14 protein-coding genes are annotated in these 16,103 nt (G+C 65.7%); 11 read left to right on the plus strand and 3 right to left on the minus strand.

Annotated features, from left to right (window positions below; genetic code table 11):
• The 8 genes from AC3ENJ_RS08370 to AC3ENJ_RS08405 all read left to right on the plus strand — a co-directional run.
• Window positions 1-1,221 (plus strand): acyltransferase family protein (locus AC3ENJ_RS08370; protein WP_431813698.1); only part of this gene is annotated, 1,221 nt, incomplete at its 5' end.
• Between the two features lie 80 nt (window positions 1,222-1,301).
• Window positions 1,302-2,825 (plus strand): IMP dehydrogenase, encoded by a 1,524-nt coding sequence (gene guaB / locus AC3ENJ_RS08375; RefSeq protein WP_431813699.1) that lies wholly within the window; start codon window positions 1,302-1,304, stop codon window positions 2,823-2,825.
• Window positions 2,826-2,873: 48 nt separating this feature from the next.
• The gene (locus AC3ENJ_RS08380; RefSeq protein ID WP_431813700.1) at window positions 2,874-3,995 is read left to right on the plus strand and encodes a GuaB3 family IMP dehydrogenase-related protein; all 1,122 of its coding nucleotides are present in this window, start codon (window positions 2,874-2,876) and stop codon (window positions 3,993-3,995) included.
• Between the two features lie 95 nt (window positions 3,996-4,090).
• The gene (locus AC3ENJ_RS08385) at window positions 4,091-5,086 is read left to right on the plus strand and encodes an SURF1 family protein (RefSeq protein WP_431813701.1); all 996 of its coding nucleotides are present in this window, start codon (window positions 4,091-4,093) and stop codon (window positions 5,084-5,086) included.
• Window positions 5,067-5,660: a DUF3817 domain-containing protein gene (locus AC3ENJ_RS08390; protein ID WP_190781408.1), complete on the plus strand. Its 594-nt coding sequence runs from the start codon at window positions 5,067-5,069 to the stop codon at window positions 5,658-5,660. Before AC3ENJ_RS08385 ends, AC3ENJ_RS08390 begins: the two co-directional genes overlap by 20 nt.
• Before the next feature lie 41 nt (window positions 5,661-5,701).
• Entirely contained in the window at window positions 5,702-7,300 is a 1,599-nt protein-coding gene (gene guaA, locus AC3ENJ_RS08395) for a glutamine-hydrolyzing GMP synthase (RefSeq protein ID WP_190781409.1), read from the plus strand.
• Window positions 7,301-7,397: 97 nt separating this feature from the next.
• Complete coding sequence (locus AC3ENJ_RS08400; protein ID WP_431813702.1) at window positions 7,398-11,195, plus strand: hypothetical protein; 3,798 nt, start codon at window positions 7,398-7,400, stop codon at window positions 11,193-11,195.
• On the plus strand, window positions 11,188-11,433 hold the full coding sequence (locus tag AC3ENJ_RS08405) for a hypothetical protein (protein ID WP_431813703.1): 246 nt from the start codon (window positions 11,188-11,190) through the stop codon (window positions 11,431-11,433). Before AC3ENJ_RS08400 ends, AC3ENJ_RS08405 begins: the two co-directional genes overlap by 8 nt.
• A 44-nt stretch (window positions 11,434-11,477) precedes the next feature.
• Here the strand turns inward: AC3ENJ_RS08405 and cpaB are convergent, their stop codons facing one another.
• From cpaB to AC3ENJ_RS08420, 3 genes are all read right to left on the minus strand, one after another.
• Complete coding sequence (gene cpaB / locus AC3ENJ_RS08410) at window positions 11,478-12,152, minus strand: Flp pilus assembly protein CpaB (RefSeq protein ID WP_431813704.1); 675 nt, start codon at window positions 12,150-12,152, stop codon at window positions 11,478-11,480.
• 110 nt (window positions 12,153-12,262) lie between these two features.
• Complete coding sequence (locus tag AC3ENJ_RS08415; RefSeq protein ID WP_431813705.1) at window positions 12,263-12,577, minus strand: FmdB family zinc ribbon protein; 315 nt, start codon at window positions 12,575-12,577, stop codon at window positions 12,263-12,265.
• A 47-nt stretch (window positions 12,578-12,624) separates the two neighbouring features.
• Window positions 12,625-13,272, minus strand: a complete 648-nt coding sequence (locus tag AC3ENJ_RS08420; protein WP_431813706.1) for a 5-formyltetrahydrofolate cyclo-ligase — start codon at window positions 13,270-13,272, stop codon at window positions 12,625-12,627.
• A gap of 147 nt (window positions 13,273-13,419) precedes the next feature.
• Here AC3ENJ_RS08420 and galU point away from each other — a divergent pair, with 147 nt between their 5' ends.
• The 3 genes from galU (at window position 13,420) to AC3ENJ_RS08435 (ending at window position 16,021) form a co-directional block, all read left to right on the plus strand.
• Entirely contained in the window at window positions 13,420-14,328 is a 909-nt protein-coding gene (gene galU / locus AC3ENJ_RS08425; protein ID WP_431813707.1) for a UTP--glucose-1-phosphate uridylyltransferase GalU, read from the plus strand.
• A gap of 13 nt (window positions 14,329-14,341) precedes the next feature.
• Window positions 14,342-14,986, plus strand: a complete 645-nt coding sequence (locus tag AC3ENJ_RS08430; RefSeq protein ID WP_431813708.1) for a GNAT family N-acetyltransferase — start codon at window positions 14,342-14,344, stop codon at window positions 14,984-14,986.
• A gap of 120 nt (window positions 14,987-15,106) precedes the next feature.
• On the plus strand, window positions 15,107-16,021 hold the full coding sequence (locus AC3ENJ_RS08435) for a hypothetical protein (RefSeq protein ID WP_431813709.1): 915 nt from the start codon (window positions 15,107-15,109) through the stop codon (window positions 16,019-16,021).
• Window positions 16,022-16,103 lie beyond the last annotated feature (82 nt).

The raw sequence follows: 16,103 nt of genomic DNA on the forward strand, positions 1-16,103 counted from the left end.
CTGAGCGCGGCCGCAATCGTCGTGGCGGGGCAGAGTGGTTCGCCCGCGGGGGTGGATCGTTTCCTGTCATGGGGGCCCGTGGTCAAGCTGGGCGACGCGGCCTATGCCCTCTACCTCATCCACTGGCCGTTGTTGATCACCTACCTGGTGATCCGGGACCGCCCGGTGGCCGGGTGGCGCTCGGGCATCGTCTTGGTCGTGCTCTGCCTGGTGTTGTCGCTGCTGGTCACCAAGTACGTGGAGGAACCGATCAGGCGCTGGCAGTGGCCCGACCGGAGCAAGTGGCGCCTGAGCGTCGTCATCGGGACGTGTCTGGCCCTCGTGGTGGTTCCCACGTTCACCTGGGCGCGGGTGGATTCCGAGCGCGCGGACCGGCTCGCGTCCGAGGCCGGCGTGAACAACCCGGGTGCCGTGGCACTGGAACCGGGGTACACGTTCCACGGGGAGCCGGACGCGCCGGCCATGCCGCTCCCGGCGGATTTGCCCACGAACTGGGCCTGGATCGGTGAGAGTTGTCCCGACGACATCGATCTGACTCCGGCCTACGAGGGCGCGTGCCATGAGTTCGTTCCCAACGACTCCCCGGACAAGACCGTGCTGTTGATCGGCAACAGCCACACACAGCACTGGTTGCCCGCGCTGGAACCGATGGCCCGGGAGAACAACTGGCGGGTGCTCATCTACACGCAACTGGGGTGCTTCTACACAGTGCCCGACGAGCAGCCGGCGGACTCCTGCAGGACCTGGCTCGACGGCGCGGACGAGGCCGTGGATACGATCGATCCGGATCTCATGTTCGTTCAGGGGACCTTCACGAACAGCGAGGGCGAGGACCTCAAACCGGGATTCGCGCAGCGCATGAGGCAATTGGAGGCCCGTGGCATCCCGGTGGTCGGCATCCGCGACGTCCCACGCTTCCCTGAGGCCCCGGGGGAGTGCGCCATTGAGAACGGGCCGGACGCCCCCGAGTGCACCTTCACCCACCCCATGCTCGGCACACCGGACCCGCAGCGGGAATTGGCAGCCGAACTGCCCCACTTCGAGTCCATGGACATGACCGACATGATCTGTCCGAAGCAGCAGTGCCCGCCCACGATCGGCAACGTGTACGTGTACTTCGACGATGACCACCTCAGTGAGTTGTACGCCAAGACTCTGGGTCCGGAGTTCACCCGGCGCGCGGAGACGGCGCTGGCGGGACTCAACGTGGGGCTGTGGTGATCGGCGCACACAGGCGGGTGGGGCACGCGTGCGCAGGAACGTAGAATGAAACGGAAACTATTTGGTGAAAGGGAACTTCCGTGACCGATGCCGTGCCTACCGCACTGATGGATGACCCGTTCGGATTGACCGGACTGACCTACGACGACGTTTTGTTGTTGCCCGGCAACACTGACGTGATTCCTTCCGAAGCGTCGACCAAGACCCGGCTCTCGCGCCGAATCGAGATCGAAGCGCCCGTACTGTCCGCCGCCATGGACACGGTCACCGAATCCGCCATGGCCATTTCGATGGCCCGGCTCGGTGGCATGGGTGTGATCCACCGCAACCTGTCCATCCAGGACCAGGCGGATCATGTGGACCGCGTGAAGCGCAGCGAATCCGGCATGATCACCAATCCAGTGACCGTGGGCCCGGACGCGACCCTGGCCGAGTTGGACCACCTGTGTGGCTACTACAAGGTCTCCGGCCTGCCCGTGGTGGATGAGAACCAGAAACTGCTGGGCATCATCACCAATCGCGACACCCGCTACCTGCCGGAATCAGACTTCGACACCCGGCTGGTGCGAGAGGTCATGACCCCCATGCCGCTCGTGACCGGCAAGGTGGGCATGCGCAAGGACGAGGCGCACAAGCTGCTGGCCACGCACAAAATTGAAAAGCTGCCCCTGGTGGACGACCAGCAGCGGCTGACCGGCCTGATCACCGTCAAGGACTTCACCAAGGCCGAGCAGTACCCGCTGGCCACCAAGGACGACGAAGGCCGCCTTCGTGTCGGTGCCGCCGTCGGCTTCTTCGGTGACGGCTTCGAACGTGCCATGACCCTGGTCGAGGCCGGGGTGGATGCGCTGTTCATCGACACCGCCAACGGCCACTCGCAAGGTGTGCTGGACATGATTTCGCGGCTCAAGCACGAGTCCGCCGCATCCCACGTGGACATCATCGGGGGACAGGCCGCCACTCGTGCGGGAGCTCAGTCCATCGTGGATGCCGGGGCGGACGCCGTGAAGGTGGGCGTGGGTCCGGGTTCCATTTGCACCACCCGCGTGATCGCCGGTGTGGGTGTGCCCCAGATCACCGCAATCAACGAGGCCGCCAAAGCCACGATCCCCGCCGGGGTCCCCATGATCGCGGATGGCGGTTTGCAGTACTCCGGTGACATCGGCAAGGCCATGGTCGCCGGCGCGGATTCCGTGATGCTCGGGTCACTGCTGGCCGGTTGTGACGAGTCACCGGGAGAGCTCGTGTTCGTGGGGGGCAAGCAGTTCAAGGCCTACCGCGGCATGGGTTCGCTGGGTGCCATGCAGTCCCGCGGTAAGAAGACCTCGTACTCCAAGGACCGTTACTTCCAGGCGGACGTCTCCGACGACGAGAAGCTGATCCCCGAGGGCATCGAGGGCCAGGTGCCCTACCGCGGTCCGTTGGCTTCCGTGCTGCATCAGCTGGACGGCGGCCTGCGCCAGACCATGTTCTACGTGGGCGCGCATGACGTGGCGGAGCTCAAGACGAAGGGACGGTTCGTGCGAATCACCCCCGCCGGCCTCAAAGAGTCGCACCCGCACGACATCACCATGACCGTGGAATCGCCCAACTACAAGCGCTGATCCGCCCCTCCCGCTACTCGCGCGTGATGCGCGGGGAAAGGACTACCCGTGAGTTACGACATTGAGCTGGGCCGATCCAAGCGGGCCCGCCGCACGTTCAACCTGGATGAGATTGCACTCGTCCCGTCGCGGCGTACCCGTGATCCGCAGGATGTGAGCACCCACTGGCAGATCGACGCGTACAAGTTCGACATTCCCGTGGTGGGCGCACCCATGGACTCGGTGATGTCACCGGAGATGGCCATTGCCCTGGGCCGGTCCGGTGGGCTGGGCGTGCTGGATCTCGAAGGCTTATGGACCCGTTACGAGGACCCGCAACCGGTACTCGATGAGATCGCGGACCTCTCTGCGGAGAACGTCCCAGAGGCCACGCGTCGCATGCAGGAGCTCTACAGCGCGCCCATTCAGCCCGAGCTGATCAAGACCCGTCTGGCGGAGATCCGGGATGCCGGCGTGATCGTGTCGGGTTCGCTGTCACCCCAGCGCGTGGTGGAGCACTACAAGACCGTGTTGGAAGCGGGTGTCGACCTGTTCGTCATTCGCGGCACCACGGTGTCCGCCGAGCACGTTTCGCAGAACCAGGAGCCCCTGGATCTGAAGAAGTTCATCTACGACCTGGACGTGCCGGTGATCGTGGGTGGCGCGGCCGGTTACACCCCCGCGCTGCACCTCATGCGCACCGGTGCCGCAGGTGTCCTGGTCGGCTTCGGAGGGGGCGCGTCGCTGCGCACCGAGTCCATCCTGGGCATCCACGCCGCGATGGCCACGGCCATTTCCGACGTCGCGGCCGCTCGACGCGATTACCTGGACGAATCCGGTGGCCGCTACGTCCACGTGATCGCCGACGGCGGCCTGGGCACCTCGGGTGACATCGTCAAGGCGATTGCCATGGGCGCTGACGCCGTGATGCTCGGAACCGTGCTGGCCCGCGCCGAGCAGGCCCCGGGGCAGGGGTGGCTGTGGGGTGCGGAATCCCACCACCAACACTCGCCGCGCGGTCAACGCACGCGCGTGGGCACGGTGGGATCCCTGGAAGAAGTCCTGAACGGTCCGGCGCGCCACGTGGATGGGTCGTCAAACATCATCGGAGCGCTGCGCCGTGCCATGGCCACGACCGGCTATTCGGACCTCAAGGAGTTCCAGCGCGCGGAAGTCGTGATCCGCGACTAGGCACACGCACCGAGCAGCACTGGGCCGCCCCGAGCGTCGACCGATCCCCTGACGGGATTTGGGAAACGCACAGGGCGGCCCACTACTCTTATCTGGTGCTCAAGATCGCTCTCAGCCCCCGGTCGCTCGCCTTCCTGACGGTGAGCTTGATCATTGCGGCGCTGTTCGTGGTGTTGAGCATGTGGCAGTTGAGCAGTTCGGGCCAGGCCACCGTTGTCGCCGATCCGGACAAGGACACGGTGGAACCGCTGGCTGACGTGATCAAGCCCGGCGAGGTGGTCACCCCCTCCTCCGCTGATCACACCGTGGAAATCTCCGGGACCTACGATCCCGCCTCCACTGTGGTGATACCCGGTCGCCTGCACGACGGTGCCGACGGCTACTGGGTGGTCTCGGAACTGGTTGTGCAGGATTCTGCGGGTCTGTGGGAGGCCACTGACGGCCCGATTTCCATACCCGTGGCGCGCGGTTGGATCGGATCGATCGACCAGGTGCCCGCGGCGCCGTCGGAACCCGTGACCGTGGCGGGCCGTCTGCTGCCACCCGAGGCACCCCTGAAAAATGAAGACCTCCCGGAGGGGCAGTTACCCTCCCTCTCGCCCGCGCAACTGACCAACGTGTGGAACGCGCCGCTGTACTCCGGCTACGTCGCGGCGGCCGCCGAGGTCCCCGCGACCGGCACCCTACCGGTCACCGACCAGGGAACCCTGCCCCCCGGAACCTCCGTCATGAGCGGCGAGCTGCTCGAGTTGGAGATCGATCAGCAACCCACGGACACGTCCCTGAACATGCTCAACCTGTTCTACGCGCTCGAATGGATCGTGTTCGCGGGCTTCGCCGTGTTCCTGTGGTGGCGTTTCGTCCGCGACGAGTACCTGCGCCGACAGGACCCCCAGAAGTACTTCTACCTCGAGGGCGACTACTTCTGGGACGAGAAAGAACAGTCCTTCTACTACTGGGACGAGCACGACCAGTGCTACTACTACTTTGACGACCAACCGGCAGCGCGCACCACGTCCGATGCCATGCCGGTGGCCGAGAACCGCACCCACCCCGAGCACGGAGCTTCCCATGAGCGAACCCACCCCTGATGCCCAGCACAACCCCAAGCCGGTTCGTCGCACGGACGGCGTGCGCGTGCGCACTCCCGCGGACGCCACCCCGGAACGCGCCACCGTCCCGGACAATGTGAAGGCCCGGGCGGCGGCGCTGCAGCCACGGCGCCGCTTCGGCGGAACCGAAGCCCAGATCCGAGGCGCCTTGACGTTCTACAAGATCTGCGCGTGGGTCTCCGGCACGTTCCTGCTGTTGCTCGTGGCCGAAATGATCACCCGCTACGGTCTCGGTTACGACTTGATTGCCGGGGGCACCGACAAAATCACCGGTGAAACGGTGGCCCTGGGCTGGCAGAACCTGGAGCTGGAGAACCTGGCCGGGGGAGTGAACATCTCCACCTGGATCCTCATCATCCACGGCTGGTTCTACGTGGTGTACCTGGCGGCCTGTTTCCGGATCTGGTCGCTCATGCGGTGGCCGTTCCCGCAGCTGATCGTCATGGCGCTGGGCGGTGTGGTGCCGTTCCTGTCCTTCATCGTGGAACGCAAGATCCACCGTTCCACCGAGGTGGAGCTGGCGGCGAACCCCAAGGCCGCCAAGCGATACTGAGCGTGGGAGAAAGCGGTCCCGGGTGTTCTAGACTTGGGGCCGTGACTGAAACCCCTGACAACCTCACCGAACTCGAGGACCGCCCGGTTCTTGTGGTCGATTACGGAGCGCAGTACGCGCAGCTGATCGCCCGCAGGGTCCGTGAAGCGAACGTCTACTCGGAAATTGTTCCGCACACCTGGTCCACGGAAAAAATCCTGCAGCGCAACCCCGCCGCCGTCATCCTGTCGGGCGGACCGTCGTCCGTCTACGCACCCGGCGCCCCGCAGCGTGATGCCGAGCTGTTCGAGGCCGGCGTGCCCGTGCTGGGTATCTGCTACGGCTACCAGCTCATGGCAAGCGCCCTGGGTGGCTCGGTGGAGCGCACGGGTGCCCGCGAGTACGGCGCCACCATGGCCACCGCGTCCCAGGACACGACGGGAACCCTGTTGGAGGGCTCCCCGGAGGTGCAGACCGTGTGGATGAGCCACGGCGATTCCGTAACCGGCGCACCAGAGGGCTTCACCACCCTGGCCTCCAGCGACGGCGCGCCGGTGGCGGCCTTCGAGAACCCCGAACGCAAGCTCTACGGCGTGCAGTGGCACCCCGAGGTCAACCACTCCGTGTACGGGCAGCACGTGCTCGAAAACTTTTTGTTCAACGGCGCCCAGATCACTCCGTCGTGGTCCACCGGAAACATCATCGAAGAGCAGATCGAATTGATCCGCGCCCAGGTGGGGGACGGAAAGGCGCTGTGCGGCCTCTCCGGAGGGGTGGACTCCGCCGTGGCCGCCGCCCTGGTACAGCGCGCCATCGGTGATCGTCTGACCTGTGTGCTGGTCGACCACGGTCTCATGCGTCAGGACGAGGTGGAGCAGGTCGAGAAGGATTACGTGGCCGCCACCGGCGTCAAACTGCACGTGGCCCGCGAATCGGAGCGGTTCCTGTCCGCGCTCAAGGGCGTGAGCGATCCGGAAGCCAAGCGCAAGGCCATTGGTCGCGAGTTCATTCGGGCGTTCGAGGCCGCGGAGGAACAGGTGCTGCGCGCGGAGGCCGCTGACGGTAAGCCCGTCGGCTTCCTGGTGCAGGGCACCCTCTACCCGGACGTCGTGGAATCGGGCGGCGGCGAGGGTGCGGCCAACATCAAGAGCCATCACAACGTGGGTGGATTGCCGGAGGACCTGCAATTCGACCTGGTCGAACCGTTGCGCGGCCTGTTCAAGGACGAGGTCCGTGCGGTGGGCCGTGAGCTGGGCCTGCCGGAGAACATCGTGGGACGTCAGCCGTTCCCCGGACCCGGCCTGGGAATCCGTATCATCGGTGAGGTCACCGAGGAGCGGCTGGACATCCTGCGCCGCGCGGACGCGATTGCCCGCGAGGAACTCACCCGCGCCGGCCTGGACGACGACGTGTGGCAGATGCCCGTGGTGCTGCTCGCGGACGTCCGTTCCGTGGGCGTGCAGGGTGATGGCCGCACCTACGGTCACCCCATTGTGTTGCGCCCCGTCAGCAGCGAGGACGCCATGACCGCGGACTGGTCACGGCTGCCCTCGGAATTGTTGGCCAAGATTTCCAACCGCATCACCAATGAGGTCGAGGAAATCAACCGCGTGGTCCTGGACGTCACGTCCAAGCCGCCGGGAACCATCGAGTGGGAGTAATCCCACACTCGTTGTGAACGAACATCAGTGCCGGTGCGTCGGCCGCTCCACCCCCCAAGGGGGTTGAGCGGTCGGCGCACTCGTGAGTAGGAGACTCATGTCTGCAGACGCGCCCACAGAACGCCCCGAGAACACCCCCCGGACCGGGACGGATTCCAGGGTGTCCTTGCGTGCATGGACCCGGCAAATGGATGCCTATACGGGTCCGGACACGCTGCTGGAGTTCAATCGCGTGGACAACGTGTGCATTGACCTGGCGGAAGCCAATTCCTCGGGTCAGGCGCAATTGCTGATGGGTCGCCCCACCAGGCTGTCCACGATGATCCGTCATCAGGACCCCGCCTACGAACGCGCGGCGCGTTCGGCGCGTGCTCTGCGCACCAAGATCCACGAGCTCTCGGTCATGCATGGACTGGACGCGGCACATCTGGCGGCCGGAACGGCGTCGTGGTTGACCAACCCCGCGGTGGACGGGCAGCGGCGTTTCATTGCGCCCGTGCTGCTGGCGCCGGTGACCGTGAAGCTGCGCCAGGACGGTAAGGACTTCGAACTCCAGATTGTGGCACCGGCACGGCTGAATCCCGCGCTGGTACGGAGGCTGCGCGAGGACTACGGCGTGGAGCTTGTCACCGGGGAAATGTCCCGGCTGGCCTACGGAACCCGTCGCCTGGATCCGGCACCCGTGTTAGAAACCTTGCGGCAACTGGCCGCGCACGTTCCCGGCATGCACGTGGAACACCAGTTGCTCGTGTCGACCTTCGCGGACCTGCATGAACGTCCCGCGGACGAGAAGGTCGTTGCTCGGACGGCATTCGTGCGAGATCTGGCGCGCCTGAAGAACAGCGAAGTGGGCAAGCTCCCGGTAGTTGAAGCGCTCGAGAACCGTGCCGAGCCCTTGGACCACCGAGACCCCGCCCAAGAATTGGCACTGGCCGATCTGGACGAGAGCCAACAGGAGGTGGTGGACCTCGCTGAGCAGAGCGAAAGCTTTGTAGTGGGCACGCCCGTGGGCACCCCCGCGATCGACACGGTGGTGGCCACCGTGGGTTCGCTCGTGCACCGCAACAAGAGTGTCCTGGTGCTGGGCGAATCCCGCACCACACTTGCCGCTTTCACCCGCGCCTGGAATCGTCTGGGCCTGGATTCCTTGGTCCTGCCGCTGGGGTCGCACTTGAGCGACGACGACGTCGCGGAGCGCCTCGTGCGCGCCATTGCCCGCAACGAACGCGCCGAGGAACCGGACCTCGGCCAGCTTCACGAGGTCCTCACGCTCACGCGTGACCAGCTGCGCGGCCACGAGGAATCCCTGCACGCGGTGCGTCCACGCTGGCAGGCCTCGCCCTATCAGGCCATGCAGGCCCTGGCAGAGCTGACCGCACGCGAACCGGGCCCGCAAACGGCCGTGCGCTTCCGCCGCTCGGTGCTCGACGCCGTGTCCCACCGCTCCGAGGTCGAGAAGCAGTTGGAACGCGCCGCCCGACTGGGTGCCTTTGACGCCGAGACCCTGGCGGGTCCGTGGAACGGCGCCCGGCTCGTCAACGACGACGAGGCCCGTGAGGCCCATCAGCTGGCCAAATCGCTGTTGCTCGAGTTGACCACCCTGAAGACCGGTGTCCGCAGTGTGCTGGCCGTTTCCGGGCTGCGGCCGGGGGTCACCATCCAGGAGTGGGTCCAGCAGTTGTCACTGGTGATCGAGGTGGGCGCTTCGCTTGCGCACTTCACCCCGGACATTTACGACCGTCCCGTGACCGACCTGATTGCCGCGACCGCATCCGCGGGGTGGCGCCGGGATCACGGGATCGAGATGACCGGCCTGCAGCGCTCGCGGCTGCGCAAGGCTGCCAAGGAGTACATGCGCCCGGGGGTGCACATCTCCGATTTGCATGCCGCCCTGGTCAAGGTGCAGTCCGAACGGGACCGCTGGCGCACGTGGGCCACCTCCCTGGAGCAACCGGCTGTGTCCGAGCGGGCACGCGAGGTCCGTGACATCCAACGCCGGTTCAGCGATGACCTCGAAGGTCTCTCGATCGCGTTGGAGGGCTCGGCCACCGTGGCCACGCTGGAATCCGCGGACGTGGAGCAGCTGGAAACCACGCTGAACGAACTCATCAATGACGAGGCCCACCTGGCCACTCTGCCGGAGCGGACCATGCTCCTGGACGACCTGCGTTCGCGCGGGTTGGGTGAGTTCCTGCAGGACATGCAGGACCGGAGAGTACCCGCCCACGAGGTGCGTGGTGAGTTGGAGCTGGCCTGGTGGCAGTCCGTCCTCGAGGCGATGATCAGCGGTGACGATTTCGTGGCCATGCCCCACGGACATGAACTGCGCCGCGCCGAGTCGACCTTCCGGCGCGCGGATTCCGCCCATGTTGCCTCCGCGCCCGCCCGCTTGACCCACGAGCTTGCAAACCGCTGGAAGCACAACATCAGGCGCAGGCCCGTGGCCGCCCGCCGTCTGCGGGACATGTTGCGTTCGGGCCGGGTGCGCCCGGCGCACTTGAGTGCGGAGGAAGAACTCGTCAAACAGCTGGTTCCCGTGTGGACCGCCAGCCCGCTTGTGCTCTCGGCCACCCTGGCCGAGGATCAGCACATCGACACCGTGGTCATTCTGGATGCCGAGTCCACGCCGCTGGCGGCTACTCTGCCCGCCCTGATCCGCGCGGATCAGGTGATTGCGTTCGGTGACCCGCACGCCGGTAATCCCCACCCCTTCACGGTGGCACCGCAGCAGAACTCCGGCGACGATTCGCAACCGGTGGCCGAGCTCGAGTCCGCTTTCGACGCCTTGAACCGGGTGGTTGATCAGCGCGGGCTCACGTCGGTGCGCCGCGCCATGGACCCGCGCTTGTTCAACTACCTGAACTGCGCGTTCTACGACGGCGCGCTGTCTCGCCTTCCGCACGCCTCCGAGCTGATCAGCCCGACCACGGGCATGTCTGCGGAGTACGTTGCGGACGGCGTGGGTGTGCTGACCGCTGGTACGGAAGGGGTGCAGGCGCCTTCGGCGGAGGTCGCGCGTACGGTGGATCTGGTCTTCGCCCACGCGTTGCGCCACCCCGAGCGGTCCTTGGCCGTGGTGACGGCCAGTGCAATGCATGCCACGCGCGTGGCCCAGGCAGTGCAGCGGCGGTTGCGCGATAACGATGAGACGGCGGATTTCTTCGCGCCGGGTCGGGAGTCGTTCCGCGTGGTCGAGCTTCATCGCGCGGCGGGAATCGAACGCGACACCGTGATCTTCTCGCTGGGCTTCGGCCGGACTACCTCCGGGCGTTCCACCGCCAGTCTGGGCGCGCTGTCCGAGAAGGACGGCCGGCAGGCCTTCGTGCGCGGTATGACCCGGGCGCGCAGGCACACGCATATCGTCACGTCCATTCACCCCAAGGACACCGAGGAGCGCCGCCTGCAGCACGGTGCGCGGGACATGTACCGCATGCTCGAGTTGCTGTTCGGGGAGGCCACCGTGTCCGAGAAGGCTCAGGCGTCCGCCACGAGTACCGCAGACGCCCCGGATGCCCTGGTCGCAGACCTCGCCCACCGTTTGAACCGGGCCGGTGCCACGGTACACACGGATTACGCGCATATCATTGATGTGGTGGCCTACGCGGACACCGAGTCCCTGTCCGCCGGTGCCGTGATGCAACCGGGCCAGGGCGGCCAACCCCCTCGAATCCCCGTGGCCATGGAATCCGACGGATCGGATCGCAGTCGAGAACTGAGCGTGCGGGAGCGCTCCCGGCTGATCCCGCAGCAGCTCGAACGGGCCGGGTGGAACTACGTAAGCCTGTGGTCCGTGGAGGTCTTCACGGATCCGCAGACCGTTGCTTCGCTGGTGCAGCGCTACCTGGGGCTGACCACTCGGATGAAGCCGAAAAGCACTGAGAACGGCCATGAGTAACGAGCCCACGGCACATAACGCTACATCTGAGCAGACCCCAGAACCGCGCAATCGGCGCAGGGGTCAGCGACGGGCCACCGGCGGGCGTGCTCCGGACCCGAATCTGGCGGTCGATGATCCCGCACTGTCCGCTGGACCGGGTGATCCGGATCGAGCAGAGTCCGGTGCTACGGATGCACAGTCCGACCGCGATTACGAGCAATGGTTGAAGGAACAGCGGCCGCCGCACTGGGGCTAACAACTCGGTGTACCGGCCCCGCAATTCATGGGGCGGACCCCGAGCTAGTTGGCGACCAGCACCAATGATGTGCGTCCGGAACCGTCCAGGGCGGCCAGACCTGACGCCGTTTCGCGCGGGGCGGCCAACACCACCAGCCCGAGATCGGAATCGGTGCCCGAGGCCGACAACAGCGACGAGTCCTGGCCGGCATCCGCGGGCGCGCTCCACAGAACGGTGACGGATTCGGCCACGGTCTTCAGGCTGTCGTGTTCGGCGCTGTCCGGCTGGTGGACCACGTCCACACTGTCACCGGGACGGATATGCCGCAGCACCGCGGGATCGCTCACGCGGATGCTGGCGGCAGTGGTGCCCTCCGCCTGACCCTCCAGCAGCCCGGGACCGAGCACGGCGGATTCGGTCAGGAACTGCCCGGGCACCAGGGCCACGGTGGCCGGTTGACCCGTCACGAGTGCGGGGTCCGTGAGAGCCCCGTCCGGAACCCAATTGATAGGGACGTCCCGGACGCTCACATCGGCACCGCTCAGTGCCTGCCCAGCTGGGATCGGGTTGACCACGGTCACCACGGGGGAAGTCTGCGCGCTCGGGGGAGCGAAGCGCAGGATCAGCAAGGTGAGCGCCACGGCGCACAGTGCGGCGGCGACCAATCGATGACGGCGGTTCACCGCCGTACGAAAACGCAGACTCAGCGGATAACGGGCGCGGGCGCGTGGGCTCATGCCGCAACGCTATGGAGTCCCGGCGGCCACGACTGGCCCCGCGGGCGAGGCGGACGCAAGTTCACGAACTCCCGCGTAACGAACACACTGTGGAGTGCGCCCGCCGCGGATCAGGAGGTTGCGGAGCCGGAGTTAGTGCTCGCTGAGGAAGCCGCCGCGGCCGTGACCTTCTCGGAAGCCCCGGACGACGCCGACTTCTCAGACGGGGTCGAGGAATCCGAAGCATTAGAGCCGGAGGACTTGGCGTCCGAACGAGAATCGTTGCGGTAGAAACCGGAGCCTTTGAACACCACGCCCACGGTGTTGAACTTCTTGCGCAGCTGACCGCCGCATTCGGGGCACTCGGTCAGGGCGTCATCCGAGAAGGACTGACGGATGTCAAAGGCATGGCCGCAATTCTTGCAGCCGTAGGCGTAAACGGGCACGGAATTCCTCACTATGGGTTGGCACTGGTGTGGATCGAGTGCTAATTCTACTCCGCACGCGCCGAGGCGGGGGTGTGATCTTCGATGCCGCCAAGGGCCACTATGCCGCGTTCGGTCAGTGCCTGGGTCATGACGGCGTCGTGGGACTCGTGCGGGATGATGCCCGGCTGCAAAATCTCGTCGTGGAACACGCACGCGAGCATCTCCGGTAAGGGCTGCGCGGCCGTAAGACGTTCCAGGAAACGGTCGTAGTAGCCGCCCCCGAAACCCAGCCGAACGCCGTCGGCGCCCACCGCAACGGCCGGGATGATCATGAGATGGATGGTCTCGAAAACCTCCATGTCGTGCCGCGGCCCCACCGGCTCACGCAGGCCCGGCAGCGAACCCGCCGCGAGGGTGATGCCCGGCCGCCACTGACACCACAGCATGGCGCGATCGGGCTTCACCACCGGGACCCACACCCGGTGGCCGCCCCGGTGGGCCGCCTCGAGTGCGGCCAGTAGCGGCGGCTCGGTGTCGAGGGGAAGGAAGGCAGCGAGGTCCCCGGTGGACGTCACGGCCAACTTCCGCATCAGGTGTCCGGCCAGCGCGCGCGACGCCGCCTCACGTACCTCGGGCGAACGCCGACGCCGCTCGGCCAGGATGCGCTGCCGGAGGTCGGTTTTCGTGGTCTCGCCCGGGGGCCCGAATCCCATCACAACCCCGTCCGCGGTCGGTTCGAGCAGTGGTCGGTGACGGGTAATGGGCGGGCACCGAGTGTCCCTACACCCCGGCGCGATGACAAAGCCTGCATATTTCGCCTCAATCAGTTGCTCAGAAGGATCGTCCGTTAACCTGAGTCTATGAGTCCTATTCAAACCAAGCGCGCCCACAAGGCGGTCATTCCCGCGGCGGGTCTGGGAACCCGTTTCCTGCCCGCCACCAAGGCCATGCCCAAGGAAATGTTGCCGGTGGTTGACCGGCCGGCCATTCAATACGTGGTCCAAGAGGCTGTTGATGCCGGCTTGGACGATGTCCTGATGATCACGGGACGTTCCAAGCGCGCCCTGGAGGACCACTTCGACCGCGTGCCCGCGCTCGAGGCGTCCCTCAACGAATCCGGGAAGGACAAGCTGCTCAAGGAAGTAGAGCACGCCTCCGACCTCGGTGAAATTCACTATCTCCGCCAGCAGGATCCCAAGGGGCTGGGCCACGCAGTGCTGCGTGCCAAGACCCACGTGGGTGAGGACCCCTTTGCCGTACTGCTCGGTGACGACCTGATCGACGAGAGCGAAGATCTGCTGGAACGCATGATCGACGTCCAGCAGGCCACCGGCGGGTCGGTCGTGGCCCTCATGGAGGTGCCGAAGGACCAGATCAGCGCCTACGGCTGCGCGGACATCACCGCGGTGGACGGTGAAGAGTACGTCCAGGTCAACGGCTTGGTGGAAAAGCCCTCACCGGATGAGGCACCGTCCAACCTTGCCATCATCGGCCGCTACGTGCTGCATCCCGAGATCTTCGAGATCCTGGAGAACACCCCTCCGGGGCGCGGCGGTGAAATCCAACTGACGGACGCCATGCAGACCATCTCCGACAAGGGCGATCAGGCGCACGGCATGTACGGCGTGATCTTCAAGGGCAGACGCTTTGATACCGGCGATAAATTGTCCTACCTCAAGGCCAATATTGTGCTCGCCTGCGAGCGCGGCGACCTGGGCCCGGACCTGCGCGAATGGGTCAAGGAATTCGCCAAGGATCTGCAGGACTGATATCCGGACGACCGTGAGCACTGATGTCGTGTGGCCGGTGAGCGTGCAATGGGCGCAGCTCACGCTGCGCCCATTGTCCATGCGCGACCGCACCGAATGGGACTCCGTCCGCTACCGGAACCGCGGATGGTTGGAACCGTGGGAAGCCAGCAACCCGTTGCCCGGGGGAGATCCGCCCACCTTCCGTCAGTTCGTCAGGCTCATGCGCACTCAGGCAAGACAGGGCGCGTCCCTGCCCTGGTTGATCACGGAGCTGAACCCGGACACGGACCGCCACGAGCTGGTGGGCCAGCTGAGCGTGTCCAGCATCATCGGGGGGTCATTCCGGTCGGCGAGCCTGGGGTACTGGGTGGACGCCGCCCAGGCGGGTCGGGGGATAGCACCCATGGCGGTCGCAATGGCCACGGATTACTGTTTCAAGCACTTGCATCTGCACCGGATGGAAATCAATATTCGGCCGGAGAACACCAAATCATTGCGGGTCGTGGAGAAACTCGGATTTCGGGACGAAGGATTACGCAAAGACTTTCTGCACATTTCGGGGCACTGGCGTGATCACCGAAGCTTTGCGTTGACGTCACCGGAGGTTCCCCACGGGCTGGTGCACCGCTTCACCGGTTCCAACGTACCTATGACCGTGCACAGGGGTCGGTCCTGACGAGCTCGGCACGGGTACTCTGAAGAAAGCACCGCGTAGTAAAGCAGATAATGACACCACTGTAAGCAACACGGTGCTGTGCGGCTCAGAATTCGTCCCGCGCTCCCTTAGGGTGGGTTCGTGGGATTGACGTGGGTGAGCAGCTCGGCCGTTCTGGCCATCGTGTGCGTATTGTGCGCGGTATGGCTGGCGCCGCGAATCCTGCGTCGTGAAGACACCCCCGTGCTGGCCCAAGTGGATGCGAGCGACCTTCGGTTCGATACGCCCCGCAACGGCCTCCAGCGCACAGCAGTGAGTCTTACGCCCAAGACGTCAACCTATGAACGGGAGAGCACCATGGAGACGCCGGTAACGGAACCGTCCACCGCGGCAACCGCGCGCCGCCCCATGGCCGGCATGCGCATCCGATGGGATCGGACCCTGATTTTCCTGGCCGGGGCCATGTTGCTGTTCACCGCATTGCTCACCGGTGTCATGGCTCCCTTCACCGCCGTGACCTGGGCAGTGCCCACCGTTCTCACACTCTTGGGTGCCGGCTGCGTGGCGGGTCTGCGGTATCTCGCCGTCGAAGAGCAGAACGCGCGCCGCGCCCGCGGCTCCGTGAGCGCGCCGGTGCAGCAGCCCGAGCAGCAGCTCTTTGACAATGAGGACGAGAATCGTCAGGACGAGCAGGACCGTGAACGCCGTGCCATGGCCGCGCTGGATCTGCCCGAGCACGTGGAACACCCGCAGCACGAGGCGACCGGCACGAGCCACGAGCCCGCCTACACGGTGGACGAACTGCGTGCCGAAGCTCTCAAGGTCGCTCGTTCCACCGCACCCACGTTCGAGAACAAAACCACCTGGAAGCCGGTTCCGGTTCCCAAACCGCTGTACACGCAGGCTCCGGTGGTTCCCCCGCGCGAACCCGAGCCCCTGCAGGTGCCGCAGCGACCGGCCGCCAAATCCAGCACGTTGAAGGACGCCGCCGAGGCCGGTTCCCGCGAGTCCGCCGCACTCAACCTGGACGATGTTCTGAAACGTCGCCGGGCCTAGCGCGCACCACCGAAAACCTTTCAAGAAGTATCTAGACACCGCGCCGCGACCGTTCCCATGAGGGCAGGTCGCGGCGCGTTTC

This window comes from Kocuria sp. cx-455 (assembly GCF_057707085.1).